This window comes from Actinomycetes bacterium, assembly GCA_022599915.1.
GTDB lineage: Bacteria > Actinomycetota > Actinomycetes > S36-B12.
In genome coordinates this window covers 102,072-126,561 of record JAHZLH010000027.1, presented here as the reverse complement: position 1 = coordinate 126,561, position 24,490 = coordinate 102,072, and the positions used below count along the sequence as shown (strand labels likewise).

Sequence of the window (24,490 nt, the reverse complement as noted above, 5' to 3'; positions counted from 1 at the left end):
ACTCGTGAGCTCAGCGACCAGGTCATCACTCCACGCCATCTGTGAGTGGCTACTGGCCGGTCCGCAACACGCGCGCAGTGACACCGTCCGGCTGCGAGTGTCTGACGCCGGCTTCGCCACCTCGCGGGAGCCCGCGATAGAACTCACCGGGGTGGTTCTCACCGCCGAGGGCCGCACTGTCCCGGTAGTCGGCAGCATTAGCGAGATCGCCACTGCCGCCGGTTTGCCGTTGGGTCGTCCCGAGGTCGACTACCACGATCCGGTCCCCGCGAACCCAGATACGGTGCTGCAGCTCGACCCCGCGGAGCTCGCGTTGATCCATGCTGAGTACCTGATCGGATGCGATGCGCTTCGGCTCTTTCAACCAGGTGAGACACCCATCCTGTGGCCGGAACACTTGGACGTGGCGATTCGCTTTCGCGACATCAACTTTGGCGTTGCGCCGCCGGACTCGGCCATGCCGGAGGCCTACGCCTACGTTGGCCCCGACCAGGTCAATGCGGATCCGTTCTGGAATCTGCCGTTCGGTGCCGCACTACCGATACGGGAGTTGACGGGGTCGGATCATGGGGGCAAAACTGCCGCGGCAGTGGAGTTTTTTCAGCAGGGTCTCGCTCGGGCTACCGGCGACAGCCAACGGCGTGAGTAGCCCAGTTTCGCTACCTCGGTTGCCCTGATGCGGCGGAGAGTGTCACCATAGGCGGGTGACTGCGGTCATCATTATTATCTAGCGCGCGACAGGCCCACCTGCCGCGCGAACCCCCTACGCCCTAGGCGAGGGGGTTTTTCATTGATGACGGCCCAGAACAGGAAGATGAGGAGGACACCGATGGCGTCCCAGCTGACAGGCGCACCGGAACTGCCCAATAACGAGTTCCACGTCTTCGACACCACGCTGCGCGATGGTGCGCAGCGGGAAGGGATCTCCTTTTCGGTGCCGGACAAGCTCGCTGTTGCTCGGCTATTGGACGAGTACGGTGTTGGCTTCATCGAAGGTGGCTGGCCCGGAGCCATGCCGAAAGACACAGAGTTCTTCGCGCAAGCTCAGACTGAACTAAAACTGACTAACGCCCAGTTGGTGGCCTTCGGTGCCACTCGCAAGCCCGGAGTGGCCGCTGCGGACGACCCGCAGGTGGCTGCGTTGTTAGCCTCCCAGGCGCCGGTCATCACGCTGGTGGCTAAATCGGACGTTCGCCATGTCGACCTAGCGCTGCGCACCACCCTGGATGAGAACGTGGCCATGATTTCCGACACTGTCGCGTATCTCGTGGGCGAAGGGCGGCGGGTCTTTGTCGATATGGAGCACTTCTTTGACGGCTACGACCATGACGCGGACTATGGTGTCCGGTTGCTGGTGGCGGCCGCCGAGGCTGGTGCTTCGGTAGGGGTGTTATGCGACACCAACGGCGGAATGCTGCCATCGGGAATTTCCCGAGTGGTCACCGACGTTGCCGAGCGCAGCGGGGTGCGACTCGGGATCCACTGTCAAGACGACACCGGTTGTGCGGTCGCAAACACCATCGCCGCAGTGGAAGCTGGCGTTACTCATGTGCAAGGCACCGCTAATGGCTACGGGGAACGAACCGGCAATGCCGATATCTTCGCGGTCACTGCCAACCTAGAACTGAAGATGGGTATTCCAGTGCTGCCACCGGGCAATCTGGCCGAGACGGTGCGGGTGTCGCACGCTGTCGCTGACATTGCCAACCTTCCTCCAGACACTCACCAGCCCTATGCGGGCATCTCTTCCTTCGCTCACAAAGCAGGACTACATGCCAGCGCGCTCAAGGTGAACAACGATCTGTATAACCACATCGATCCAGACCTCGTTGGCAACGACATGAGAGTGCTGGTCACCGAAATGGCGGGCCGGGCCTCGGTGGAAATGAAGAGCAAAGAACTCGGCTTTGACCTTGCTGCCGATCGCGGTGCGCTCACCCGGCTCACGAATCGAGTGAAAGAACTAGAAGCGGGCGGCTGGTCCTTCGAGGCGGCCGATGCCTCATTTGAACTGATGCTGCGTGATGAGACCGGAGACCGCCCATCACCGCCTTATCTTTTGGAGTCGTGGCGAGCATTGGTGGAGCGCCGAGCCGATGGCCGGGTGGTGAGCGAGGCAACGGTCAAGATTGACATTGACGGTGAACGAGTGATTTCCACCGCGGAGGGAAACGGCCCGGTCAACGCTTTGGATAATGCACTACGCAAGGCGTTGCTAGGCGCGCACCCGGAACTGTCGGATATGAAGTTGGTGGACTACAAGGTTCGAATCTTGGACGGGGTGGAGGGCACCGACGCAGTGACCCGGGTGTTGATCAGCAGCACAGACAGTGCCGAGGAGTGGCAGACCGTGGGTGTCCACGAAAACGTCATAGAAGCCTCCTGGCTCGCACTCGACGACGCCTTGCGGTTTTGGTTCATCCGCCAGGGTGAGTGAACTAGCCAGCCTCAGTCGTCTCCGCTGTCGTCGATGCGCGAGTGCCGCCGAAGTCGTGACGCCGGGTCAGTTGCGTCCATTGGGTCAGTACGACGCCGAAGATGACAATCAGGCCGCCGACAATCTCATTCCACTCCAGTCGTTCGGCCAACAGCGTCACACCGATGGTGGTGGACACCACTGGGATCGCGTAAGTGACAGTCGCGGCAATAGTGGAACCCGCTTGTCGAATGACGTGCCACATCAGCACCATCGCCACACCGGTGCCGAGCACACCGAGTACTACGAGAGCCGCAGTTGCCGACCACGTGATGCCCCCGCGATCGGGCACTGGGTCTATCGGAAGCAAGAGCAGCGCCATTCCCGCGCCTGCCAGTAGTTGCACCGAGCTGAGCTGACTTCCCGACAGGCTGGAAGCGGACAGCTTCAAGCGGCTGAAGGAGGTAGCAAAGCCGTAGCACAGGCTGGCCCCGATCATCGCTGCAATACCAGCAGGGGTGGCGAAGCCCTCGTCAAATGCTTCCCACACACCGATCAGCACCGCGATGCCCGCGAAACCCACGACGAGTCCCACCGCCTGCGTTCGGTCAGGTCGTTCGGCAGGGATCAGCAGCGTAATGATGATGCCCGCGAACAGTGGTGTGGCCGCGTTGAGCAGCCCCGCCAGGATGGAGGTGATTTGTGTCTGGGCGAAGGAAATCAAGGTGAATGGCAGCGCGAGACCGAATACGCCAAGAATGATCAGGTGTCGTAACTCGGTGCGGTTGGGTCGCGGGGCGTTCTTCGTGACCAGCAAAATGGTCAGCAGAGTCAATCCACCTAGACCCATCCGGCCTGCGGTGATCTGCAGGGGAGTAAATGATTCCAGTGACAGTTGATTGAAGGCGAAACTCATACCCCACATGAGTGCCAGCGCCAGATAGGCGAGTACCCACGATCGGCCCGCCATCACACTTCACCACCGGCAGCGATTCGTTGCGCGTCTGATCGGTGGCAGCCAGATCGGCGCTGACGCTGCTGTGGAGATGACCGCACCCACCCAGTGTGATGCACCCCGGCCACGATTGGGGGAACCAGCCGAGTTACTAGCGAAACGTCCTGCCCCCTACTCTGGGAGGATCATGCTGATCACTCGATTCTCGCTGGAGAGCACGGTCGCCTACGGCGTCATTGAAGCTGCGGACGGGGCTGAATTCGATCCGGCCAGCGCCGTGGTTCGGCCGATGCGCGGACACCCTTACACAGATCCCGACTTGGTGGACCTGACGCTACCGCTGGCCACAGTGCGGCTGCTAGCCCCAGTCTTGCCCGCCAAAGTCATCGGCATTGGCAAGAACTACGCCGATCACGCCGCGGAAATGAAGTCAGAAGTTCCCGATGAGCCGCTAGCCTTCCTGAAACCCAGCACCAGCGTCATCGGACCCGACGAGAACATCAGACTGCCGGAGCAGTCGCAGCAGGTGGAATACGAAGGCGAGTTGGCGGTGGTGATCGGGCGGATGTGTCGGCACGTGGCGGCCGAGGACGCCGGCGACGTCATCCTCGGCTACACCTGCGGTAACGACGTCACCGCTCGTGACTTGCAGGCTCGTGACAACCAGTGGGCACGAGCCAAGGGCTTCGACACTTTTTGCCCGCTAGGACCGTGGATCCGCACCGACTTCGACCCGGCGACGGCGGAGATCATTACTTCGCTGAATGGTGACGAGGTTCAGCGAGGTTCCGGGGCGGACATGATGTTTTCGGTACCGGAACTCGTTGCGTGGGTGTCCTCAGTGATGACACTGCTACCCGGTGATGTGATTCTCACCGGGACCCCGGCAGGAGTGGGACCGCTGCGCGATGGTGACCGAGTGACGGTCGAGATTCCCGGAATCGGGACGTTGGGCAATGAGGTGAGTTTGAGTGACTAGCGCTACTGATCCGAGTGTGCGGGTGCGGTTTTGTCCGTCACCGACAGGTAACCCGCACGTGGGCATGTTGCGGACTGCACTGTTCAACTGGGCATTCGCTCGACACAACGATGGGACCTTCGTCTTTCGCATTGAAGACACCGATGCTGCCCGGGACTCCGAAGAGTCTTACCAGGCGCTGCTCGATGCACTGCGGTGGTTGGGTCTGGACTGGGACGAGGGCCCGGAAGTAGGCGGACCGTTGGGTCCGTATCGCCAATCGGAACGGCTTGATATCTACGCCGACGCCGCACAGCGGCTACAAGACGGTGGCTTCGCCTACCCCTGTTTCTGCACCCCGGCGGAGTTGGAACAGCGGCGGGAACAGGCCCGCGCTGAAGGGCGGCCACCAGGCTACGACGGTCACTGCCGGGATCTCACCGAGGAGCAGCGGCAGCGGTTCCGAGATGAGGACCGCTCAGCTGCGATTCGATTCCGGATGCCGGGCACCGATTTCGCCTTTGATGATCTGGTCCGTGGCCGGATAGAGGTGGCGGCGAGTGCGATTCCGGACTTCGTGTTGGTGCGCGGCAACGGTGATCCGCTCTACACCCTGGTGAACCCACTCGATGATGCATTGATGCAGATCACCCACGTCTTGCGCGGCGAGGACTTGCTCAGCTCCACCCCGCGACAGCTAGCGCTCTACGATGCACTGCGCGCGGTCGGGATCATCGACCGGCCCACTCCGCAGTTCGGGCATCTTCCGTATGTGATGGGGGAGGGAAATCGGAAACTGTCGAAGCGGGACCCAGAATCTTCGTTGAATATGTATCGCGAAGCTGGCTACTTACCGGAAGGGCTGGCCAACTATCTGGCGCTATTGGGCTGGTCAATCGGTGAGGATCGGGAGTTCTTCTCACGCGCGGAAATGGCCGAGAATTTCGACATCGCGCGGGTCAATCCCAACCCGGCGCGATTTGATCTGAAGAAGTGTACGGCGATCAACGGCGACTGGATGCGAGCGCTCTCCGAGGACGAGATTGTTGAGCGGTTGGTGCCGTTCCTGGCTACTGCCGGGCTGATCACTGATCCGCCGACTGAGGAGCAGCGGGCCACCCTCGCTGCTGTGGTGCCGCTGATTCACACCCGAATGGACACGTTGAACCAAGCCGAGGACATGGTGGCGTTCCTGTTTGTCGGTGACGACGATTTCAGCGTCGATCCGCAGGATGCCCAGAAGGTGCTCAAGCCAGATGCACTCTCGGTGCTCCAGGCCGCGCACGAGGCGTTGACAGCGTTGCCGGAGTGGGATCTAGCCAGCATTGAAGCCTCATTGCGGGAGGCCTTGATCGAGTCGCTGGGGTTGAAGCCCCGACTAGCCTTCGGTCCGGTGCGGGTGGCAGTCACCGGTCGGCGAGTGTCCCCGCCGCTATTCGAATCTTTGGAACTTCTGGGACGGGAGTCGTCACTGGTTCGGCTGCAGCGTGGTATCGAGACGTTGTCCTAATGGCCTATACTCAAGCGGGTTGGGCACTTGCGCACGACGCTGTTCGGGAGCCCGATCACACCCTTGGGGTATGGTGTAATTGGCAACACGGCTGATTCTGGTTCAGTTGTTCTAGGTTCGAGTCCTGGTACCCCAGCGATACCGATCAGGTGTCACGGCGCCCAAGCGCACCAGCGATGGGCAGCATGGCGTCTAATCGGCATCACCCCTGGCCCCGTTGTGTAGCGGCCTAGCACGCCGCCCTCTCAAGGCGGTAGCGCGGGTTCGAATCCCGTCGGGGCTACATCCGCGAGGGCGGTCTTTCCGAAGACCGCCCTCGTTGCATTTTCCGGTCACTGTGGTGGTCTACCGGTGATCTTGCGGAGCCACTCAATGTGGTCTGGGCGAGAACTGATCGCGCCTAGCTGTGGCGAACGGCGAGCCGTAGGCGTTACTTGCAACCGGGGACGGGGAACACCTTGCCGCGCTGAACTTCTAGGTGAATGTGTGGGTGGTTCCCAGGAACGAAGTCGTCGTATTGGGCGCGAGAGTTGGCGAAATGCCGCACCCGGGCCAAGACCGTCTCCCCGGCGACCACTTTGTCGCCCCGCTTTACTCGAGGACGATCCACATGGAAGATGACGACACGCAAGTCCGGTCGGCCTTGGGGTCGCAGGATGATGCGGGTATCCGGGCGGCGGCAATAGAGCCGGTAGTCAGTGGTGGCCACCACCTTTCCGGAGACGGGTGATGCGACCTTGGTGCCCTTGCGTAGGACGACATCAGTGGCGGTCGTCGACCCGGTCCCTCGCCCCCGTGAGGGCAGCACGAAGTATTTCGGCCCCGGAGTCCGCTTGGGTGCCCGGAAGTTTGGATGACCGACAAACTTTGCTCGACCGCGTGGCCGCAGTGGCAGCGCCTCGGAAAACATTGACTCGTGGTAGGTATAGCGCACAACTTTGTCGGCCAGTGGCAGCAGCGGTAGCCCGGCGGTCTTCGCGAATGGCTCGGGTGGAAGTTCAGCCGCAGCTGCGGCAGCCACAGCTGGCTGGGTGAGTGGGGTCAGATTGATCACCACGGCCGGAGTTGCCGTGGCGGCGGCGGTGGTCATTGATCCCCCAGCAAGCAGCGATGCCGTTGCTGCGGCAGCAACAACTGCGTTCCCTAGTCCACCCACCGGCTGCTCCCTCGTGCCCAACTGCCCGACCGGTTTATGTTAACGCTGAGAAGTTTGCTGATCGACCAAGTTGCCGCAAAACCACGAATGGCGGGGACACCTGTTGAGGTGTCCCCGCCATTGAGTTGCGGAACTAGTGCCTAGCCCCAGATATCGGTGGAGTTGTCGAATACCAGCGAGGAGCTCGTGATGAGTTGACCGTCAGCATTGAACACCTGTCCATCTGACACGATCCCGCCATAGTTACCCTTTGAGGTGTTCTGGGTGATGGCACCGTCGTTCAGGTAAACCGTTCCCTTGTTGTCGATGCCGCCGCCAGCGATGTTGGCAGTGTTCTTGTCGATCCGGCCACCGTTCAGAGTGAAGGTTGCGCCCGCTTTGTTGTAGACGCCAGCACCTTGATCAGCTTCATTACCCCAGATGTAGGCATCGTTGACGACTACAGTGCCGAGGTTCCAGATGCCGCCACCCTGGCCGGCGTAGCCACCGGTGATGTTGATGCCATCATCCAAAGTCAGCGTGACGCCCTTGTGCACTGAAATCACGTTATCGGTGCCGTCGGACTGAATGGTGCCACCAGCCAAGGTGAGGTTCTTGCCGATCACCACACCGGCGTCCCAGCCGCTGGCGTCCGTAGTGGTAGTTACGTTGTACGTGCCATTCAGGTACAAAGTGGCCCCGTCCGGCGCAGTGTTAATCGCGTCCAACAATGCCTGGGTATCTCCAGCGGTGACGTAGATCTGGCTGTTATCGGGTGGAGTCGGGCTGGCAACACTAACTCCGATCTCCTCACTGAAGTGGCGTCCCTGAGATTTAGCGCGAAGTGTGAAGTCACCGTCATGACGGAAAGCTTTCTTGGCCACAAAATGACCATTCCGCTTGGTAAAGGTCTTGCTGACCTTCTTCCAGTTTCCGCTGTCCAGCTGCTTCTGAATGACCACGCGAGTGTGCCGGTGGTGGTTGTGGGCTACCCGGCCACGCAGTTTGATGGTTTGGCCAGGCGTGGAATTCTCCTTGTTTGCGTGGAAATTCACGACGCGTGATTTCTGGTACGTCTTGCCCGCCACTGCGGCGGACACTGAGCTGTCTCCGACAGCGGCCGTTGAACTATCAGCGGCCATGGCTGGTACGGCCGTTCCCACCAATCCGGCGAGGAGTAGGCCGCTCATACCGGTGGCCATCACTGTGCTTGTCTTCATTGTTCTTTCCCTCCAGGAAATAACGCGAGACATCGGCAAACAGACGGACAGCCCAGCAACGCTGCTGCTTGGCTCACCACCTACCTATGTCGGTGTCTCCTGGTCTCGGACTTTCCGAGGCCTACGAGTTCGATTTCTGTTGAACCCGTGGCAGGTATCGCCACAGTCGCCCGACGCTAAACCTGCTCTGCTGTGAGGCTCCTCACAGCCAGGATTGGTGGGGTTAGCGTGCATGTCGAAGGGCGCAGCACCGCGCGGTGATTTGTCGTTAGTGGGCGGTGGCTCGTGTGCACCGGGCAGGATTACGGAGCGAGCGCAATCACGATTAATGTGACCGCCGTGCAGACTTCGACGCCGGCACCGATGGTGTCGCCGGTGATGCCGCCAAAGCGATGTGCCCACCATCGCTGCAGCAACCCGGTGACGATCAGCCCAGCAGGAATAGCTGCCAACGCCAGGATCAGTGAAATCCGGGATGGATCGTGGTTGACGAACATGAGGCCAAGCGGAATCAGCAGCGACAGTATCGTCACGATGGTGGCCTGAACCGCATTCGTCGAGCGAGCGACCCAGGAGCCTTGACCGTCAGGACGCGCCGCAGGAAGTCGACAAGCCCAAACAGCCGCTAACCGACCCGCGACAACTGCGGTCACGATTGCGACGGCCCCGTGGCCGTAGTCGAGGGCAACTGCCAGTGCCAGGACCTGAATCAGCAGCACCATCACAACCGCCACCACACCGAGGGGTCCCACATCGGACCGCCGCATCACTTGCAGTGCCCCGGCTCGATCCTTGTGGCAGGCCATAGCGTCGACGGTGTCGGCGAGACCGTCTAGGTGTAGGCCGCCGGTGATGAGTACTAACAACCCGATGGTCAGTAACGCCGCCAGGCTGTTGCCGGGGACATGCTCGGTGCCGCCGTGCAGCCACTTGGCTCCTTCGCGGATCAGGAACAGTGCGGCGGCTAGTGCCAAGCCAATCAGTAAGCCGACCAAGGGAGCCAGCAGGATCATGCCGCGGATTTGCCGGGGTGTCGGCCGGAACTCGCCACGAGGCGCCACGGGAAGAATAGTGAACATGCCTAGCGACAATCGCAGCGTCTGAGTCATGGCAGGTCCTCCGGATCGACCTCCCCGGGCGGGGGCGCGGAGCCATCATCAACCCCGGCTTGATCGAAGGTAGCCATCTCACTGGCGGTTGCAAGTGCAGCCTGCAGAATGGGCAGCGCGGTCAGGGCGCCCGATCCCTCGCCGAGGCGCATAGACAGCGTGAGCAGCGGCTCGAGATCCAGGTGATCTAGGCAGATGACATGAGCCGGTTCAGCCGACTGGTGTCCAGCCAACCACCACCGGCGGGCGCCGTGGTCAATCCGCTCCGCCAGCAAAGCGGCGGCTCCCACCACCACACCGTCCAATAGCGCCGGTACGCCGCGCTGGGCTGCCCGGCCGAGGAAACCCGCCATGGCGCCCAGGTCAGCGCCACCGACGGTCGCCAGCAACGCCACCGGGTCGGGGCGCCAATCTCGGGCACGCCACAAGCCGTCGCGGATCGCGGCCACTTTTCGCATCCAGGTCTCGTCATCGATTCCGGTGCCGCGGCCACAGACCGAGACTGGGTCGGATCCGGTAATACCTGCGATGAGTGCAGCGGCGGGGGTGGTGTTCCCGATACCCATATCGCCGGCGATGAGCAGATCCGCGCCGGAGTCGATTTCCTCATCTGCGATGTTGCGCCCAAGTTCTAGCGCGGCCTCGGCTTCTTCTCGGGTCAGCGCATCCTCGCGATCCAGCGGGCCGCTACTCCGGCGGATCCGGTGTTTGGCTACGTCGGTCGGGACGGGCAGACCCTCGTAGTCAGAATCCACAGCCGCGTCGATCACCCGCACGGTGGCTCCGTTGCGTTCCGCTAGTACGTTCGCGGCAGCGCCGCCGTTGTGAAAGTTGGCCACCATTTGTGCGGTGACTTCGCTGGGGAAAGCAGAGGTGCCAGCGGCGCGAGCAACACCGTGGTCGCCAGCGAAGATGACGAGACGAACCTGCTGAAATGGCAGTGGTGGTGTGCGTTCTTGTACTCCGGCAGCCCAGACCGCCAGCTGTTCCAGTCTCCCTAGTGAGCCCGGAGGTTTGGTGAGTCGGTCGAGGTAACTCTCGGTCTCAGTCCGTTGCTCAGCATCGGGACCGGGTAGTTGTGGGGTAATCACGCCGATCCTCCGATTGGCTTGACCGGCACGATACAACCGGCGACGACTAGGTTTACTTCATCGCAAGCGGCAGCCACTCGCGTGTTGCAGCGACCGAGCAGATCGCGGAAGACACGGCCTGAGACGGTGTCTGGCACGATGCCACTGCCCACCTCGTTGCTGACTAGGACAACGCCGCCAGCAGCGGCGACAATTGCCTCGGTGAGGTCACTGATTGCCTGGTTGGCGGTGGCGAGGGCCGCTGACTCGGTTGGCATTGACCAGGCGTTGAGGTCATCGAGCATTCCGCTCAACCACAGGGTGAGGCAGTCAATAAGGACTGGCTGTTCTGGTGTTGCTGTCGCAACTAGTTGCGGGAGATCGCGAGTTTCTTCCGTGCGCCAATGCTCCGGCCGACGTGCTCGGTGCAGCGTAATCCGGTCCTGCCACTCAGGATCAGCAGGATCCGACGATGAGGTAGCGACGTAGGTGGTCGGCAACTCGGCAACGCGTGCTTCGGCTGCGGTGCTCTTGCCCGATCGTGCCCCACCGAGGTAGAGCACTCTGGCGGTCAGCGTCATGGCACCAGCAGTTCAGCGATCTGTACCGCGTTGAGCGCTGCTCCCTTGCGTAGGTTGTCATTACTGAGGAAGAGCGCCAGACCATGACCGTCGGGAACGGACTGATCCACCCGGATACGACCCACGTAACTCGGGTCGCGACCAGCTGCTGCCAGTGGGTTGGGTACCTCGGCTAGTTCCACTCCGGGTGCCGCGGCCAGCAGTTCGGTGGCCCGCTCCGGATCGAGCGGCTGGGCGAACTCGGCGTTGATGCTGAGTGAGTGACCAGTGAATACCGGAATACGCACGCAGGTTCCGCTGACCGCCAGGTCAGGGATGTCTAGGATCTTGCGGCTCTCGTTGCGCAGTTTTTGTTCCTCGTCTGTTTCGCCGCTGTCGTCATCGACTAGGTTGCCTGCCATCGGCAGCGCGTTGAATGCGATGGGTGCCACGTAGACCTCTGGGTCGGGCAGGGTGAGGTCGTGTGGCGCGTGGGTGAGCGCGTGGGACTCGCTGCTGAGTTTCTCGGTCTGATCAGCCAGTTCCTGCACGCCGGCTAGCCCACTTCCGCTGACAGCTTGGTAAGTGCTCACCACAAGTCGACGTAATCCGGCCGCATCGTGTAGTGGCTTCAACACCGGCATGGCAGCCATCGTGGTGCAGTTCGGGTTAGCGATGATGCCTTTGCTCGCTTGTCTCGCCTGCTCCGGATTCACCTCGGCGACGACCAGCGGAACATCAGGGTCCAGTCGCCACGCGCTGGAGTTGTCGATAACGGTGGCGCCTTTTTCGGCAAATATTGGTGCCAGCCGTTGCGAAGTGCTGCCGCCGGCGGAGAACAACACGATGTCCAAACCGGTGGGATCCGCAACTGCGGCATCTTCGATGGTGATGCTGTCGTCCCGCCAGGCTACTGTTCGACCCGCCGACCGCGCAGAGGCGAACAATCGTAGTTCAGTGACCGGGAACTTCCGTTCGGCCAAGATTTCCCGCATAACGGTTCCGACCTGTCCGGTTGCTCCGACTACTCCAATTCTCATGTGGTCCAGAGTATCTGCCGGCGCTGCCGCCATCCCCAGGGTTATTGCGGTTTCGGTAATGAGTGGATTGTGGGCTATTCTCTTGGCAATCGGACATTTTCGATGTTCAGGGGAAGCCGGTGAAAATCCGGCGCTGACCCGCAACCGTAACCCGCGAGGGAAGCCGGAGCACCTGACGAAGATGAACGGCTTCAACCGTCGAGGCACGCGGAGTGGAGTCCGGATCCCGGATCCCCAAGCTGCTGCAGTTGCAGTGCCGCTTAGCTGGCCTCGAGACCCTGGGAGGGATCATGATTCGACGTTCACTGGTGGCTGCTGCCGCCGTACTAGCGCTGGGAACTGGGGCGTTAATGCCCGCGGCCTCCGCCGTTCCTACTGCCGAAGAGGATGACGCTGGCCGCTTCGGTGTGCAGGATCCGTCCTTCGACGGCGTGTACCGCCAGGGGCTGGCGATATCCGGCATGGTTGCGGTAGACCGCAAGGTGCCGGATTCCTCGGTGACGTGGCTGAGCAATCAGCAATGCGGTGACGGTTCCTTCCAGGCATATCGGAATGACCTCTTGGCTGCTTGTGACCCGGGTGATCCGGAGGCTTTTACCGGACCGGATACTAACTCCACCGCGATGGCGGCCATGGCGCTGGCAGTGGTCGGTAAGAGTAAGCCGAGCAAGCGTGCGGTTGCCTGGCTTCGAGAGGTGCAAAACCCTGATGGTGGTTTCCCTTACATCGGTGGTGGTCTCAGCGACGCCAACAGCACCGGCCTGGCCCTGGCTGCCATTCGCGGTTCGCGGGTTTCCGACAACAATAAGCAGGCTCTGAAGCAGGGCAAGAAGTTCCTCAAGAAGACGCAGTTGCGCTGCGAGGCAGGAAAGAGTGCCCGGGGGCAGCTGTCCTATCAGAAGAGCCCGAAGAGTGCCAACCTGCTCGCGTCCGCTCAGGGTGCGTTGGGACTGCTGACACAGTTGCCAGTGGCTGCGACTGCACAGGCCAGCGATGGCGGTGCGATCAAGTGCGGCGAGGAGGCCAGCAAGCCTAAACTCGTGGGCGGCCTGTTGGCATCGCTGAAGAAGCAGTTGAAGAAGAACGACGGAATGCTGCCCAGCAGTTTCGGTGACGGGGTCGACTCTTCGGCCACTGCCTATGCGCTGTTGGCGTTTAAGTCTTCCGATCGGTATGGCAAGCAGGTGAAGGCTGCCCTGGCTGCGTTGCAGGATGAGGCACCCGTCTACACCGAAACCGATGGTCAGCCGGATGCCGGTGCGCTGGGAACGCTGTTGCTGGTGGCTGGTGCGACCAATGAAAACCCCAAGAAGTTCGGTGGTGTGAATCTGGTGAAACAGTTGAAGGCTTCGCTGCAGTGACCCGGGCTCGTGCGCTAGCGGTTGCCGTTGCGATGCTGCTGATGGGCGGCATCCTCGGCACTGCCAGCGCGCAGGCAACGAACTACCGCTATTGGACCTACTGGAGTGGTGCCGGGCAGGCGTGGACATTTTCGCCGGTGGGCCCGTCTTCTGCCGTCCCGGCTGACGGTGCGGTGGAAGGGTGGCGGTTCGCCGTGAGTGCTGGGGTTGGTGGTCAGGGCGCGGAACCCACCATCGCACCTGCGGTCGCGTTCCAGCAGTTCTGTGCTGACGTTCCCGCTGCCAGTGGGATGAAGCGAGTTGCGGTCGTCATTGACTACGGAGGAGCCGGCGACGCGCCCGCTGGGCAAAATCCGTCAGCTGCAACCGGTGGATGTGCACAACTACCCGAGAACAACACCGGCGGTCAGGTGCTGCAACAGGTGAGTGAAATCCGAGTTGAGGGCGGTCTGATCTGCGCCATCAACGGCTATCCGCAGGGCGAGTGCGCTCCCGCGGTCAGTGACCAACCATCAGCCACCACTTCACCGAAGGGTGCGGCACCGGCGACCTCACCAACCGATCCGACTGGTTCGAAAGACAAGAAGAAAGAGCGAACGGACAAGCAACAGAACGAGAAGTCCGGCGGTGCCGATAGCCCCAACGCCACCCCGACTCTTAGCGGTCCGAAGCAGACGCCGTCGGGATCGGTTGCCTCGACTGCTCCGTCCCCATCAGCTAGTAAGGGCAAGAAGTCGTCGCGACCAACGGCTAGCGACAATGACAAGCGCTCACCGAGTTCCACGCCTGACTCCAGTGAGACTGGGGCAGCGTCGCCGAATACTTCCCCGCCAGCAGACATCGAATCGAACGCTGCTGCGGTGCAAACCGGTCAGGTCAGCCGATCAACTGGGCCGTCGCCACTTGCGGTGATCGCGCTGGTGCTGGTGGCGGGATTAGCGGGATGGTTCCTACTGCGCTATCGCCGTCGTTCCTCGTAGTTGTGGGGCGCCACCTGGCAGGCTGACTGACGGTGCCGTCTGTGGCGTGAGTCCATTGCTGAACTATTGCTCGAACAGCGACATCGGCCCGTAGACCTCGCGAGTGTCCTCTAGCAGCGTCACTGACGAAACCCCTTGTTCTCGCAGTTCCCGCCAGGTTTCCCCCAGCCAACTCTCAGCATCCGACTGATTCGGAAAATCCAGGTCGCCAGCCGCAGGTGTCATTGCCTTGCCCTCTGCCGACAGATACTGCCATGTCCAAGCCATGAGACGAGCCTAGCGCCCAGCCTCGCCCGTGACTGCCAGTATTTGGCACAGCCGTCGAAAGTGGTACTGCCACGGCCGAGGGTTCGCCAGTCGAGCGGCACCACTCGTGTCTGTCCGACGGATCGTCGGGCGTCAGGTGCGCGAGTTTTGCTCTGCAACGGCCGCAATATCAAGCAGGTCCTGTTGCATGGCTTTTCGATTGACCCCGGCGAACAGTCGGCCGACGAGGTTGACCAGGAGTTTGTTGACGGTCCCTTGCGCCTCGCCGCGGAACCTCATCGTCAACATGCTGCCGGAACCGCTAGCGGCCACTGTGACCGTGGAGTAGTAGTTCGCGCCGCGGCTGATGGACTCCACGTCGTAGGAATGTCCTTCCTCAACTGCGACGACGGTCATGAGTTCGGTGACCTCCTTGCCGAACATTCGGCGAGTCTCGCGCCAGCTGAAACCGGCAACGAAATCGGAACCAGTATCCACCCGCTCGATATGAGTTATGCCGGAGATGAACTCGGCCGCATGCTCCACGTCGGTGACGACCCGCCACACCGTTTCGGCTGGGGCATCGACCTGCTGCTGAACGACCATTTCATTCATGTGGGCTCCTGCAAAGTGGCTTCTAGCTATTGACTAAGTTAGCCGGTTACCCGCTCGCTTCGCCGCCGGAACGAGGCGGGAAGTTCGGTCAGCCGGAGTGTTTGGGCTCCCCTAGGGCCGTTGCTCGGGAGAGCGGGTGAGGCCGGTGTCGGTGATGATGGCGTCTGCGAGCAAATCGTCGATGGCCTTCAACAGTTGCTCATCCAGTTGCACGCCGACCGCCCGAATGTTCTCGTGCACCTGTTCCGGGCGACTAGCACCAATGATGGCCGCAGATACCCCGGGTTGGTTGAGCACCCAGGCAAGCGCCAGTTGCGGCAGCGAGAGATCGGTCTGCTTGGCCAAGTCACCGAGTTGTTGCACCCGCTCCAGCAGCCCTGGCTGGTCCAGCCAACGCTTGATGAAGTAGGAGCCCTCTTTGGACTGCGCCCGGGAATCTTTCGGTGGCTCGACGCCAGGGCGGTACTTGCCGGTCAGCACGCCTTGCGCCAGCGGGGACCACACGATTTGCCCGATGCCGTTTTCCTCGCAAACCGGGACGACGTCGGACTCAATCACCCGCCACAACATGGAGTACTGCGGCTGATTGGACACGATCCGATCTAGGCCGAGATCGTCGGCGATCCGGAGCGCCGCTCGAATCTGGCCGGCGGTCCATTCTGAGACGCCAATGTACATAACTTTGCCCGACCGCACTAAGTCGTTGAAGGCGCGCATGGTCTCTTCCAGCGGGGTTGCGACATCGAAGCGGTGGGCTTGATAAAGGTCGATGTAGTCGGTGCCGAGGCGCTGCAGCGAGCCTTCGCAGGACCGGAGGATGTGCTTGCGAGACAGTCCGACATCATTGGGACCAGGGCCAGTCGGCCAGTACACCTTGGTACAGATCTCCAAACCATCACGTCGCTGCTCTTTGAGGGCATGGCCGAGAACTTCTTCGGCGCGGGTGCCGGCGTAGACGTCAGCAGTGTCGAAGGTGGTAATACCCGCGTCCAATGCGGCATGTACACATGCCTCAGCCTGTTTCTGTTCGATTTGGGAGGCATGCGTGATCCAGTTACCGTAGGCCAGCTCACTGACCTTGAGACCAGAACTTCCTAAATGACGGTGCTCCATGGCGTTCCTCCTCGCCTCGTGCCGCCGTCACTACTCAGCGGCTAACTTTGTGGCTCTTTCGGCTTCTTCGGCTTCACCGGCTTACCCCCGGGCCGTAGTCGGGGCGGGGGAATACGAAGGCGACGAATCTGAAGCAGCCGCATCGCAGCGTATAGCTTGCAGCCCTTGCGGTCGGCGGGATCGGGGAACTCTGCCTTCAGCCGACGGCTGAAGGCGATCAAGAACCAGGTGACGTCCAACACGACCAAGCCGGCGACCAAGAACCACAGCAGCGACACAATGTTCTTCGCCTGTGGGCTCTGCACGAAGCCGGCAAGCAGGATTCCGACCGCGATGAACAGGAAATACTCGCTGAGTCGCCGGCGGCTGTCCACGTAGTCGCGGGTGTATGCCTTGCCAGGGCCCTGATCTCGGGCCGGAAAATACCGCTCGTCGCCAGCCATCATTCCTTGACGAGCGGTCATCCGTTCTTCCCGCTCGCGAGCCTTCATTTCCTTCTTGGCGGCCTTGTTGTCGGCAGACGCTTTCAGGCGGGTTTTCCGGTTGGCCTCGGCCTCTTTCCGGCTAGGCGTAGGGCGTCCCTTTTTTGCTTGCGCGGGGCTACGGTTGGTGTCTTCCTCGGTGGGAGCCGAGGGTGCGACTTCACTTTCGGGTTGGCTGCGACGTCCGAACATGTAGATAAGGATAACCTTGGGGGACAGGCGCACGAACCGGTCGATGCAAAGTCGAACGGGCCGGACCGATGGAAGGAACGAGATGGGCCTCTGGCAGCGATTCAAACTGGTCTTCAAATCCAAAGCAAACAAGGCCTTAGACAAGGCGGAAGACCCCCGCGAGACTTTGGACTACTCATATGAGAAGCAGTTGGAGTTACTGCAGAAGGTCCGCCGTGGTGTTGCTGACGTAGCGACTTCCCGCAAGCGGGTGGAGCTGCAGATCCAGGGACTGCAAAAGCAAGCAGACAAACTGACGGCTCAAGCCAAGGCCGCGTTGTCAGGTGGTCGCGAGGACTTGGCCCGTGAGGCCTTGACCCGCCGCAGCGGGTTGAGCACTCAGTTGGAGGACCTGCAAGCGCAACTGGCCCAGTTACTGGGTCAGGAGGAAAAGATGATCGACGCAGCACAGCGGTTGCAGGCGAAGATCGACTCCTTCCGTACTCGCAAAGAAACCATCAAAGCGCAGTACTCGGCCGCTGAGGCACAGACCAAGATCAACGAGGCATTTGCCGGGGTATCCGATGAACTGTCCGACGTCGGTCTCGCTATCCAGCGGGCTGAGGAAAAGACTCAGGGAATGCAGGCGCGGGCAGGTGCCATTGACGAGTTAGTCGCCTCTGGGGCGCTGGAGGACCTCACCGGGACCAGCAAGGACAGCCTGACCCGGGAACTCGAAGCGATGGCATCGGAGAATCAGGTCGAAGACGAACTCGCATCTTTGCGTGCTGAGATCGGCGGTACGGCTACCCCCGACGCCATTGAGTCCGGTGGCACCGAGTCCAAGCGGCAGGGACAGCCTGCCGACGAGGCGGATACTCCGCCCGCCAGCAGCTAATCCTGACGGTAACTCAATGAGGTAACCCGATCTGGGTGACTGCTCGCCAGTTTGCGCCCTGAGCGGACGCGGCAGGTGGCGAGTCACTACGTGTTGCACAATTACAGCGTGGCTAAGACCAGATACGTCAACGATCCCGGACTGACCAGACGGATGTTCAGCACCATGGGTGGCTTGATGCTGCTGTATGTGGTCTTGATGGTTGCACTGATCGCTCTCGGCTTCGGGGCCATCTTCGTGCTGGTCATCGCTGGCGGGATGTTGTGGGCGCAGTGGTACTTCTCGGATTCTATGGCGCTGCGTTCGATGGGGGCGCGTGAAGTCTCCCCGGAAAACGCCCCGCAGTTGCACGGCATGGTGGATCGGCTCTGCGCCCTGGCAGATATGCCCAAACCGCGGGTAGCTATCGCAGACACCGACGTGCCCAACGCGTTCGCCACCGGGCGGTCGCCCAAGCGAGCCGTGGTGTGTGTCACCACCGGGCTGCTGCGCCGAGTCGATCGTGATGAACTTGAGGGAGTGCTCAGCCACGAGTTGTCTCATGTGGCGCACCGCGATGTCACGGTGATGACAGTTGCGTCCTTTTCGGCGATCCTGGCTGGTCTGCTCATCCGCTCGGCGATGTGGGGCAGTTTGATGCGGGATCGGCGCGACAACAACACGGCGCTGGTGTTCCTTGCGGTCATGCTGGTGTCTGCGCTGGTCTACGTGATTTCCTACATCCTCACGGCTGCGCTATCCCGCTATCGAGAACTGTCTGCGGACCGTTCTGGTGCGATGCTCACCGGCAATCCAGACGGGCTGGCTTCGGCACTGCAAAAGATCAGTGGCGATATGGCCCAGATCCCCACCCGCGATTTGCGAGAGATGGACGCGGTTTCATCCATGGCGTTCTTCCCGGCCATCGGTCGTGGCGGTGGGGTGGATCTGGCTAAGGTCTTCGCCAGTCACCCACCGCTCGAAAAGCGGCTGGAAAACTTGGCGAAAGTCGCCGCCGAACTCGGCCAATAGGGAAGCAAACATGGGTTTCTTTGACAGCATCATGGGGCGAAAAAAGCCGCCGCGCGCAGATCTGGACCAGTTGTTCGGGCTACCTAGCGCTGCGATCACCTTGCAAGCGGCGCTGGACTATCAGCCAGCCGGCATTGGTTCAGTAGCCTTCCGGGCACCGCAAGGAAAAGCTTTCGCTGATGTGCAGCAAGAGGTTCAAGATCTGCTGGACGCCGACGGCGGACCGAAAATTAAATCCCAGGTAGATGACTTCGGCTACACCTGGTTGGTTGTTCGTGGCGAGCCATCAGACATTGCGGGGCTGGTCACCGACCTGCACGCGATCAACGCCACGCTGCAAGATCATGGTTTTGGCTCGACGCTGTTGTGCTCGCTGGTCGTTTTCCGCGGTCCGGCGGGGGAGAAGTTGGGCATGGTCTACCTGTTCAAGCAGGGAACCTTCTATCCCTTCGTACCGAAACCAGGTTCGGACGGCTCGGGGAACTCGGGCGCACGCGAGAATCTGGTCGAGATCCAAGTGCGTGATTTGCTGGCCGGTGAGCTCAACCTGGAACCTAACTTGTCTCGCTGGTTCGCCGTCTGGGGAGCCCCCGGACTCGACTGAGGTCAATCGGAGTCGCTTGATTCGCCCGGGTCAGTCAGCGGTGGCAGCCGCCGTTACCCCCGGCAGCGCCAGCATCCGATCCAGCGCTACCCGAGCCCAATGCGCAGTATGGTCATCCACCGTGATCTGGTTGACCACATTCCCGCGGCGCAGTTCTTGCAGCGCCCAGTTCAGGTGCGGCAGATCTATCCGGTTCATGGTGGCGCAGAAGCACACCGAGCGATCCAAGAACACGATTTCTTTGTCCGGGTGTTGTAGTGCCAACCGCCGAACCAAGTTCAGTTCCGTGCCGATCGCCCACTTGGAGCCAGCTTCGGCTGTCTCGATGGTCTTGATGATGTACTCGGTGGAGCCAATCAGATCGGCCTTCGTCGCCACTTCGTAGCGAACCTCCGGGTGCACCAGTACGTTCACGCCGGGCACTCGCTCGCGGACCTCATCAACCGTTTCCGGGACGAAATGACCATGTACCGAACAATGGCCCCGCCACAGCACCATCTTGGCCTCGGCCAACTCTTGGCTGGTCAAGCCGCCATCCCGCTTGTGTGGGTCATAGACCACGCAGTCGTCTAGCGACAGCCCCAACTGCATGACGGCGGTATTGCGACCGAGATGCTGATCCGGCAAGAAAAGTACCCGATCACCCTGCTCGAAAGCCCATTCCAGCGATTGCTGGGCGTTACTGGAAGTGCAAACCGCGCCGGCGTTGCGTCCCGTGAAGGCCTTGATAGCGGCGGTGGAGTTCATGTAGGTGATCGGAATGGTGCTCTCCGCCAGGCCAGCTTGTTCGATCACTCGCCAGGCGTCCTCCACCTGTTTGATGTTGGCCATGTCAGCCATGGAGCAGCCAGCCGCTAGGTCCGGAAGAATCACCTGCTGATTGGCCGCCGTGAGGATGTCAGCGGACTCCGCCATGAAGTGCACGCCACAGAAAACGATGAACTCGGCGTCTGGTCGGGCAGCGGCTTGCTGTGCCAGCTTGAAAGAGTCGCCGGTGACATCGGCGAACTGGATGACCTCGTCTCGCTGGTAGTGATGCCCCAAAACGAACATCCGGTCGCCGAGTTCTTCCTTGGCTGCGCGTACCTGTGCCACCAGTTCCGGATCAGATGCCGGGGGCAAATCTCCCGGACATTCGATACCGCGCTCAGTGTCAGGATCGGCCTCCTGGCCGAGAAGCAGCAGCGCCAATGGCGTGGGCTCGGGCTCTGTGAAGGTGGTCACGTCCCCCATCTTGTCACTGCTGACCTCACGGCGAAAGACTCCGGGGGTAGTGTGCAGTTGTGGCGGGGAATAGCCCTGACGGCAGATTCGTTCTACCCTGACAGAGGCGAAAGCGCCGCCGTCACCAACGACAGGAGAGTCGAATGACTGCCGAAAGCACCCAGGCCGTTCCCAGTGCCCCGGATGCCAGCACCGAAGCCACCAGTTCGGTGACCCTTACCGATATCGCTTCCGGCAAGGTAAAGGCCCTGCTGGAGGCCGAAGGTCGCGATGACCTGGCCCTGCGTATTGCTGTCCAGCCCGGGGGCTGCAGCGGACTGCGCTACCAGCTGTTCTTTGACGATCGCTCACTAGACGGTGACCAGGTCATCGATTTCAGTGGCGTCAATGTGGTCGTAGACCGGATGAGCGTTCCCTACTTGGGCGGCGCGACGATCGACTTCGTGGATACCATCGAGAAGCAGGGGTTCACCATTGACAACCCCAACGCCACCGGGTCGTGCGCCTGTGGTGACTCCTTCCACTGAGTCCATCCCACTTCGCGGTGGCCCGGCGCTGTGAAGCGCTGAACCTCATTCCCGTCACCAGGTGCGCGTGAATGTTGCGCTGATGTCCTACGCTGGGCCGAGCGCTACCGGGAGGAACATGCCGTGCGAGTTGTTGTTACTGGTTCCATCGCAACCGACCATTTAATGACCTTTCCAGGCCGTTTTGCTGAGTCGTTAATGCAGGAGCAGCTGGAATCGATTTCGCTATCGTTCCTCGCCAGTGACCTGGAGGTCCGCCGCGGTGGCTCAGCCGCCAACATTAGTTTCGGCATGGCGCGCCTCGGTTTGCGGCCGGCGTTGGTGGGCTCAGCTGGGCCGGATTTCGACGATTACCGGTCTTGGCTGGATCGTCACGGGGTCGACACCGAATCAGTTCATATCTCCGAGGTTCATCAGACAGCTCGGTTCGTCTGCACCACTGACCGGGACGGCAACCAGATCGCCACCTTCTATGCCGGGGCGATGGCTGATGCACGGTTGATCGAACTTGCTCCGGTGTTGGAGCGCTTGGGCGGCATTGATTGGCTGCTGATCAGTCCGAATGATCCCGAGGCCATGGCCAACCACGCTGAAGAATGTCGATTCCGCGGCATCCCCTTCATCGCCGATCCCTCCCAGCAGTTGTCCTCCATGGACGGGGACGAGGTACGCAACCTGCTGGATAGTGCGGGCATGTTGATCAATAACGAGTACGAGGCCGCACTGATTCACGAGCGAACGGGTCTGACCTCGGAGCAGATCTTGGAACTCGTTCCGGTGCGTATCACTACGTTGGGCGCCAAGGGAGCCAGGATCGAGCATCGCGGGGAGCCTGCCATTGAGGTGGGTGTCGTCCCCGAAGAGGACAAAGCGGACCCCACCGGAGTGGGTGACGCTTTCCGGTCTGGCTACCTTGCCGGGATGTGGTGGGGGGTCACGCCAGAGCGATGCGCTCAGGTAGGTGCGACCCTTGCTGCTTACGTGATTGAAACAGTCGGTCCGCAGGAATACTCCTTCACACATACGGCCTTTGCACAGCGACTGGGTGATGCGTTCGGCGCCGAAGCTGGCCGAGAAGTGGCCGGACATCTGGGTGTGAGTTGAGCCGATGGCTCGAGTCGAGCCCCGGCCAACGCGGGTGCCGCTGCCCGATCCTGCGCACGCCCCGCCCGGAAATGATCTCATCGCCGCCGGAGCAAGCATTGATCCAGCGCTCATGCTGGCGGGCTATCGGCGTGGGCTGTTCGCTATGCCGATAGCCGACGATCTAATCGGTTGGTTTTCGCCAGATCCTCGCGGGGTGCTTCCGCTGGATCAGTTGCACGTCAGCCGATCGCTACGCCGCTCGCTGCGGCGCTACTCCGTAACGGTCAATACCGATTTTGCTGCGGTGTTGGCAGGATGCGCCGACCGCACTCGACCGGGCCATTGGATCGCGCCGGAGTTCGCGGACTGCTACCTCGAACTGCATCGAATGGGCTGGGCCCACAGCATCGAGGTGCGGGAGTCCGACGGAAAGTTGGCGGGTGGCCTTGTGGGCGTCGAAGTGGGCGGTCTGTTTTCCGGTGAATCGATGTACCACCACGGTCGGGATGCTTCCAAAGTGGCGGTCGTGGAACTGGTGCGGAGACTTGCCGCCGCCCCCGGTCCGCGCTTGTTCGACGTGCAGTGGTCCACCGACCACCTGCGCACGCTGGGAGTGGTTGATTGGTCGCGTGACTCTTACTTGACCGAACTGCGCGCGGCACTGATGAGCCCGGCCAGCTTTTCCTAGCGCGTCACCGCGAGTTCCGCGCTCCGAGCCCGCTATCGCCCGGGTTGCAAGCTGCTACACCCGCACGAGATAGCGAGTGGTGTCATGCTGCTGCTCCATGCAGATCAACTCGACCTGACGCATCCGACACCAGGCAGGGATGTCGGTTTCGGCAGCGGGATCGTCTGCAAGCACTGCGATGACCCCATTGCCCAGCGAACGTGCTGCCCGAGCGAGCTCGATGACGGGAACGGGACATAACTTGCCGCGTGAGTCGACAGTGACTGCGGCGTCGGGCGGCTCAGCGGTCGGCGCAGTCATAGTTCCGCAGCTCCAGCTTCGCGGCGCAATATCGTCACGATGTCAGCGAGTTCAGCGACGAAATCGTGGGCGTCTTGCTGTCTAATCCAGGGTGGTAGCGAAACCCGCAGACTTCCGTGACTGGAAGCCCCGACCGCCGTTAGCACGTGGTGCGGGCGTTGGGTGTCGGAGGTGCACGAGGCGCCGCTGGCGCAAGACCACCCTCGCCGGGCCAGCTCGTCGATTAACTCGTCTGCTGCCACGTACAGAAAAGTGAACATGGTGATGAAACTGGACGTCGGGACTCCCACGACCTCACAGTCGGGGATGGTCTCCGGCACGGTGGTGCGCAGGTAGTCACTGATCGCCGCGGTGTTCGCCCGATCTTCAGCTTGCTGCTCAAGCGCCAGCGCAGCGGCGGCGATTAATGGCACAGCTGGATTCGCCGGCTCGATGTCCGCAAATCCACCAAGCCAGGGTGTCTGCGGGTGAAAATGCTGCGGCTCCCGGACTGCCAGCACGGCACATCCCGGCGGTCCGCCCCACATACGCGGGTCGGCCAGCAACAGATCCCAACTGTCAGCCACGGTGTCCCGACCCACTGACGCTCGGCCATCAGCCAAGACCAGGGATTGCGCCGGCAGCAGTGCGCCCAGTTCGGCCAACGGTTGCCGGCTGCCGATCTCGATGTTCACGTCCTGAATCACGAGCAGCGCAGAATCGCTGGGATGAGCGGCTTGGCCGACGCCGGCAGCTGCCACGACCCCGCTGTCAGTGACCGGCGCAGTAGTTAGCGCCGCTCCCCGCCGTTGCCGCTCGTCGGTGGCTCGAAGAATTGCGGTGTCCTCGACTGCAGAAACCAGCAGTCGGTGCGCGGGAAAGCCAGACAGTGCCGTGGTGATCGCGGTGTCGATATCGGGCAGAAAGAACACCCCGGCCGCACCAATTCCCAGCCTGTTAGCCACGGAGCTACGGGCGGCGTCCAGCAATCTGTGCGATTGCCGCGCAGCGGCGTAGCGACGGGACGGATCCGGCCAAGCAGAATCCCAGGCCGTGGTTAGCGCTTGCCGTCCAGCGGGGGACAGCGGCAGGCCGGAAGCTGCATCCCAATAGCGGTATTTTTGCCGCTCAACATCACTCATTTCGGTGCCTGACCGGATGTCGATCGGTGAACGGGACATAACTGAACGCTACCTGGCACCCTCGGGTGTGGGCGGCCCGCTCTTGCGCTA

Annotated in this window: 26 protein-coding genes, 2 tRNA genes and 1 riboswitch; of the genes, 14 read left to right on the top strand and 14 right to left on the bottom strand. The window is 61.5% G+C overall.

Annotated elements, in window-relative coordinates; all coding sequences use genetic code 11:
* Positions 1-4 precede the first annotated feature (4 nt).
* Together K0U62_05725 and cimA are read left to right on the top strand one after the other, a co-directional pair.
* The gene (locus tag K0U62_05725) at positions 5-649 is read left to right on the top strand and encodes a hypothetical protein (GenBank protein MCH9801024.1); all 645 of its coding nucleotides are present in this window, start codon (positions 5-7) and stop codon (positions 647-649) included.
* Between the two features lie 210 nt (positions 650-859).
* The gene (cimA, locus tag K0U62_05720) at positions 860-2,437 is read left to right on the top strand and encodes a citramalate synthase (protein MCH9801023.1); all 1,578 of its coding nucleotides are present in this window, start codon (positions 860-862) and stop codon (positions 2,435-2,437) included.
* 1 nt (position 2,438) lies between these two features.
* Here the strand turns inward: cimA and K0U62_05715 are convergent, their stop codons facing one another.
* Positions 2,439-3,386: a DMT family transporter gene (locus tag K0U62_05715; GenBank protein MCH9801022.1), complete on the bottom strand. Its 948-nt coding sequence runs from the start codon at positions 3,384-3,386 to the stop codon at positions 2,439-2,441.
* 172 nt (positions 3,387-3,558) lie between these two features.
* Between K0U62_05715 and K0U62_05710 the strand changes: the two genes are divergently transcribed.
* The 4 genes from K0U62_05710 to K0U62_05695 all read left to right on the top strand — a co-directional run bounded on the left by K0U62_05710 (position 3,559) and on the right by K0U62_05695 (position 6,122).
* Positions 3,559-4,350: a fumarylacetoacetate hydrolase family protein gene (locus tag K0U62_05710; GenBank protein MCH9801021.1), complete on the top strand. Its 792-nt coding sequence runs from the start codon at positions 3,559-3,561 to the stop codon at positions 4,348-4,350.
* 16 nt (positions 4,351-4,366) lie between these two features.
* Positions 4,367-5,839 (top strand): glutamate--tRNA ligase, encoded by a 1,473-nt coding sequence (gene gltX / locus K0U62_05705; protein ID MCH9801020.1) that lies wholly within the window; start codon positions 4,367-4,369, stop codon positions 5,837-5,839.
* Between the two features lie 64 nt (positions 5,840-5,903).
* Positions 5,904-5,975 (top strand) — tRNA-Gln (locus tag K0U62_05700).
* Positions 5,976-6,049: 74 nt separating this feature from the next.
* Positions 6,050-6,122 (top strand) — tRNA-Glu (locus K0U62_05695).
* 147 nt (positions 6,123-6,269) lie between these two features.
* Here the strand turns inward: K0U62_05695 and K0U62_05690 are convergent.
* The 6 genes from K0U62_05690 to K0U62_05665 all read right to left on the bottom strand — a co-directional run bounded on the left by K0U62_05690 (position 6,270) and on the right by K0U62_05665 (position 12,006).
* Positions 6,270-6,995, bottom strand: a complete 726-nt coding sequence (locus tag K0U62_05690; GenBank protein ID MCH9801019.1) for a M23 family metallopeptidase — start codon at positions 6,993-6,995, stop codon at positions 6,270-6,272.
* A 140-nt stretch (positions 6,996-7,135) separates the two neighbouring features.
* Complete coding sequence (locus K0U62_05685) at positions 7,136-8,194, bottom strand: hypothetical protein (GenBank protein MCH9801018.1); 1,059 nt, start codon at positions 8,192-8,194, stop codon at positions 7,136-7,138.
* A 302-nt stretch (positions 8,195-8,496) separates the two neighbouring features.
* Complete coding sequence (cobS, locus tag K0U62_05680; protein MCH9801017.1) at positions 8,497-9,303, bottom strand: adenosylcobinamide-GDP ribazoletransferase; 807 nt, start codon at positions 9,301-9,303, stop codon at positions 8,497-8,499.
* Complete coding sequence (cobT, locus tag K0U62_05675) at positions 9,300-10,400, bottom strand: nicotinate-nucleotide--dimethylbenzimidazole phosphoribosyltransferase (GenBank protein ID MCH9801016.1); 1,101 nt, start codon at positions 10,398-10,400, stop codon at positions 9,300-9,302. Before cobT ends, cobS begins: the two co-directional genes overlap by 4 nt.
* Positions 10,391-10,954, bottom strand: a complete 564-nt coding sequence (gene cobU, locus K0U62_05670; protein MCH9801015.1) for a bifunctional adenosylcobinamide kinase/adenosylcobinamide-phosphate guanylyltransferase — start codon at positions 10,952-10,954, stop codon at positions 10,391-10,393. Before cobU ends, cobT begins: the two co-directional genes overlap by 10 nt.
* Entirely contained in the window at positions 10,951-12,006 is a 1,056-nt protein-coding gene (locus tag K0U62_05665) for an aspartate-semialdehyde dehydrogenase (GenBank protein ID MCH9801014.1), read from the bottom strand. Before K0U62_05665 ends, cobU begins: the two co-directional genes overlap by 4 nt.
* A 33-nt stretch (positions 12,007-12,039) precedes the next feature.
* Positions 12,040-12,168, top strand: a riboswitch (cobalamin riboswitch).
* 95 nt (positions 12,169-12,263) lie between these two features.
* Here K0U62_05665 and K0U62_05660 point away from each other — a divergent pair.
* Positions 12,264-13,334 carry a terpene cyclase/mutase family protein gene (locus tag K0U62_05660; GenBank protein MCH9801013.1) on the top strand — a complete coding sequence of 357 codons (1,071 nt, stop codon included), beginning with the start codon at positions 12,264-12,266 and terminating at the stop codon, positions 13,332-13,334.
* Positions 13,331-14,314, top strand: coding sequence for a hypothetical protein (locus K0U62_05655; protein MCH9801012.1), 984 nt, complete (start codon positions 13,331-13,333; stop codon positions 14,312-14,314). Before K0U62_05660 ends, K0U62_05655 begins: the two co-directional genes overlap by 4 nt.
* Positions 14,315-14,377: 63 nt before the next feature.
* Here the strand turns inward: K0U62_05655 and K0U62_05650 are convergent, their stop codons facing one another.
* From K0U62_05650 to K0U62_05635, 4 genes are all read right to left on the bottom strand, one after another.
* Positions 14,378-14,581, bottom strand: coding sequence for a hypothetical protein (locus K0U62_05650; protein ID MCH9801011.1), 204 nt, complete (start codon positions 14,579-14,581; stop codon positions 14,378-14,380).
* Between the two features lie 132 nt (positions 14,582-14,713).
* On the bottom strand, positions 14,714-15,175 hold the full coding sequence (locus K0U62_05645; protein MCH9801010.1) for an SRPBCC family protein: 462 nt from the start codon (positions 15,173-15,175) through the stop codon (positions 14,714-14,716).
* A gap of 111 nt (positions 15,176-15,286) precedes the next feature.
* Positions 15,287-16,288: an aldo/keto reductase family protein gene (locus tag K0U62_05640; protein ID MCH9801009.1), complete on the bottom strand. Its 1,002-nt coding sequence runs from the start codon at positions 16,286-16,288 to the stop codon at positions 15,287-15,289.
* Positions 16,289-16,329: 41 nt separating this feature from the next.
* The gene (locus tag K0U62_05635) at positions 16,330-16,962 is read right to left on the bottom strand and encodes a DUF3043 domain-containing protein (protein ID MCH9801008.1); all 633 of its coding nucleotides are present in this window, start codon (positions 16,960-16,962) and stop codon (positions 16,330-16,332) included.
* 82 nt (positions 16,963-17,044) lie between these two features.
* Here K0U62_05635 and K0U62_05630 point away from each other — a divergent pair, with 82 nt between their 5' ends.
* The 3 genes from K0U62_05630 to K0U62_05620 all read left to right on the top strand — a co-directional run bounded on the left by K0U62_05630 (position 17,045) and on the right by K0U62_05620 (position 19,454).
* A complete protein-coding gene (locus K0U62_05630) occupies positions 17,045-17,839 on the top strand; it encodes a PspA/IM30 family protein (protein ID MCH9801007.1) in 795 nt (264 codons plus the stop codon).
* 108 nt (positions 17,840-17,947) lie between these two features.
* Positions 17,948-18,850 (top strand): zinc metalloprotease HtpX, encoded by a 903-nt coding sequence (gene htpX, locus K0U62_05625; protein MCH9801006.1) that lies wholly within the window; start codon positions 17,948-17,950, stop codon positions 18,848-18,850.
* Between the two features lie 10 nt (positions 18,851-18,860).
* A complete protein-coding gene (locus K0U62_05620; protein MCH9801005.1) occupies positions 18,861-19,454 on the top strand; it encodes a hypothetical protein in 594 nt (197 codons plus the stop codon).
* 30 nt (positions 19,455-19,484) lie between these two features.
* Here K0U62_05620 and nadA read toward each other — a convergent pair whose 3' ends face one another.
* Positions 19,485-20,687: a quinolinate synthase NadA gene (gene nadA, locus K0U62_05615; protein ID MCH9801004.1), complete on the bottom strand. Its 1,203-nt coding sequence runs from the start codon at positions 20,685-20,687 to the stop codon at positions 19,485-19,487.
* A 134-nt stretch (positions 20,688-20,821) separates the two neighbouring features.
* Here nadA and K0U62_05610 point away from each other — a divergent pair, with 134 nt between their 5' ends.
* The 3 genes from K0U62_05610 to aat all read left to right on the top strand — a co-directional run bounded on the left by K0U62_05610 (position 20,822) and on the right by aat (position 22,979).
* Positions 20,822-21,205: an iron-sulfur cluster assembly accessory protein gene (locus K0U62_05610; protein ID MCH9801003.1), complete on the top strand. Its 384-nt coding sequence runs from the start codon at positions 20,822-20,824 to the stop codon at positions 21,203-21,205.
* 123 nt (positions 21,206-21,328) lie between these two features.
* Entirely contained in the window at positions 21,329-22,309 is a 981-nt protein-coding gene (locus tag K0U62_05605; protein MCH9801002.1) for a carbohydrate kinase family protein, read from the top strand.
* Between the two features lie 112 nt (positions 22,310-22,421).
* Positions 22,422-22,979, top strand: coding sequence for a leucyl/phenylalanyl-tRNA--protein transferase (gene aat / locus K0U62_05600; protein MCH9801001.1), 558 nt, complete (start codon positions 22,422-22,424; stop codon positions 22,977-22,979).
* A gap of 54 nt (positions 22,980-23,033) precedes the next feature.
* Here the strand turns inward: aat and K0U62_05595 are convergent, their stop codons facing one another.
* Complete coding sequence (locus tag K0U62_05595) at positions 23,034-23,279, bottom strand: sulfurtransferase TusA family protein (GenBank protein MCH9801000.1); 246 nt, start codon at positions 23,277-23,279, stop codon at positions 23,034-23,036.
* Positions 23,276-24,439, bottom strand: coding sequence for an aminotransferase class V-fold PLP-dependent enzyme (locus tag K0U62_05590; GenBank protein MCH9800999.1), 1,164 nt, complete (start codon positions 24,437-24,439; stop codon positions 23,276-23,278). The genes K0U62_05595 and K0U62_05590 overlap by 4 nt, the downstream gene beginning before the upstream one ends.
* Positions 24,440-24,490 lie beyond the last annotated feature (51 nt).

Bases quoted from the DNA above. Each gene is read 5' to 3' on its own strand.
- K0U62_05710 (MCH9801021.1), top strand. From the start codon at position 3,559: ATGCTGATCACTCGATTCTCGCTGGAGAGCACGGTCGCCTACGGCGTC.
- K0U62_05715 (MCH9801022.1), bottom strand. From the start codon at position 3,386: ATGGCGGGCCGATCGTGGGTACTCGCCTATCTGGCGCTGGCACTCATG.
- K0U62_05630 (MCH9801007.1), top strand. From the start codon at position 17,045: ATGGGCCTCTGGCAGCGATTCAAACTGGTCTTCAAATCCAAAGCAAAC.
- K0U62_05685 (MCH9801018.1), bottom strand. From the start codon at position 8,194: ATGAAGACAAGCACAGTGATGGCCACCGGTATGAGCGGCCTACTCCTC.
- K0U62_05590 (MCH9800999.1), bottom strand. From the start codon at position 24,439: ATGTCCCGTTCACCGATCGACATCCGGTCAGGCACCGAAATGAGTGAT.
- aat (MCH9801001.1), top strand. From the start codon at position 22,422: ATGCTGGCGGGCTATCGGCGTGGGCTGTTCGCTATGCCGATAGCCGAC.
- cobS (MCH9801017.1), bottom strand. From the start codon at position 9,303: ATGACTCAGACGCTGCGATTGTCGCTAGGCATGTTCACTATTCTTCCC.
- K0U62_05635 (MCH9801008.1), bottom strand. From the start codon at position 16,962: ATGTTCGGACGTCGCAGCCAACCCGAAAGTGAAGTCGCACCCTCGGCT.
- K0U62_05610 (MCH9801003.1), top strand. From the start codon at position 20,822: ATGACTGCCGAAAGCACCCAGGCCGTTCCCAGTGCCCCGGATGCCAGC.
- K0U62_05665 (MCH9801014.1), bottom strand. From the start codon at position 12,006: ATGGCGGCAGCGCCGGCAGATACTCTGGACCACATGAGAATTGGAGTA.
- K0U62_05620 (MCH9801005.1), top strand. From the start codon at position 18,861: ATGGGTTTCTTTGACAGCATCATGGGGCGAAAAAAGCCGCCGCGCGCA.
- K0U62_05595 (MCH9801000.1), bottom strand. From the start codon at position 23,279: ATGACTGCGCCGACCGCTGAGCCGCCCGACGCCGCAGTCACTGTCGAC.
- K0U62_05650 (MCH9801011.1), bottom strand. From the start codon at position 14,581: ATGGCTTGGACATGGCAGTATCTGTCGGCAGAGGGCAAGGCAATGACA.
- K0U62_05645 (MCH9801010.1), bottom strand. From the start codon at position 15,175: ATGAATGAAATGGTCGTTCAGCAGCAGGTCGATGCCCCAGCCGAAACG.
- K0U62_05660 (MCH9801013.1), top strand. From the start codon at position 12,264: ATGATTCGACGTTCACTGGTGGCTGCTGCCGCCGTACTAGCGCTGGGA.
- cobU (MCH9801015.1), bottom strand. From the start codon at position 10,954: ATGACGCTGACCGCCAGAGTGCTCTACCTCGGTGGGGCACGATCGGGC.
- nadA (MCH9801004.1), bottom strand. From the start codon at position 20,687: ATGGGGGACGTGACCACCTTCACAGAGCCCGAGCCCACGCCATTGGCG.
- K0U62_05640 (MCH9801009.1), bottom strand. From the start codon at position 16,288: ATGGAGCACCGTCATTTAGGAAGTTCTGGTCTCAAGGTCAGTGAGCTG.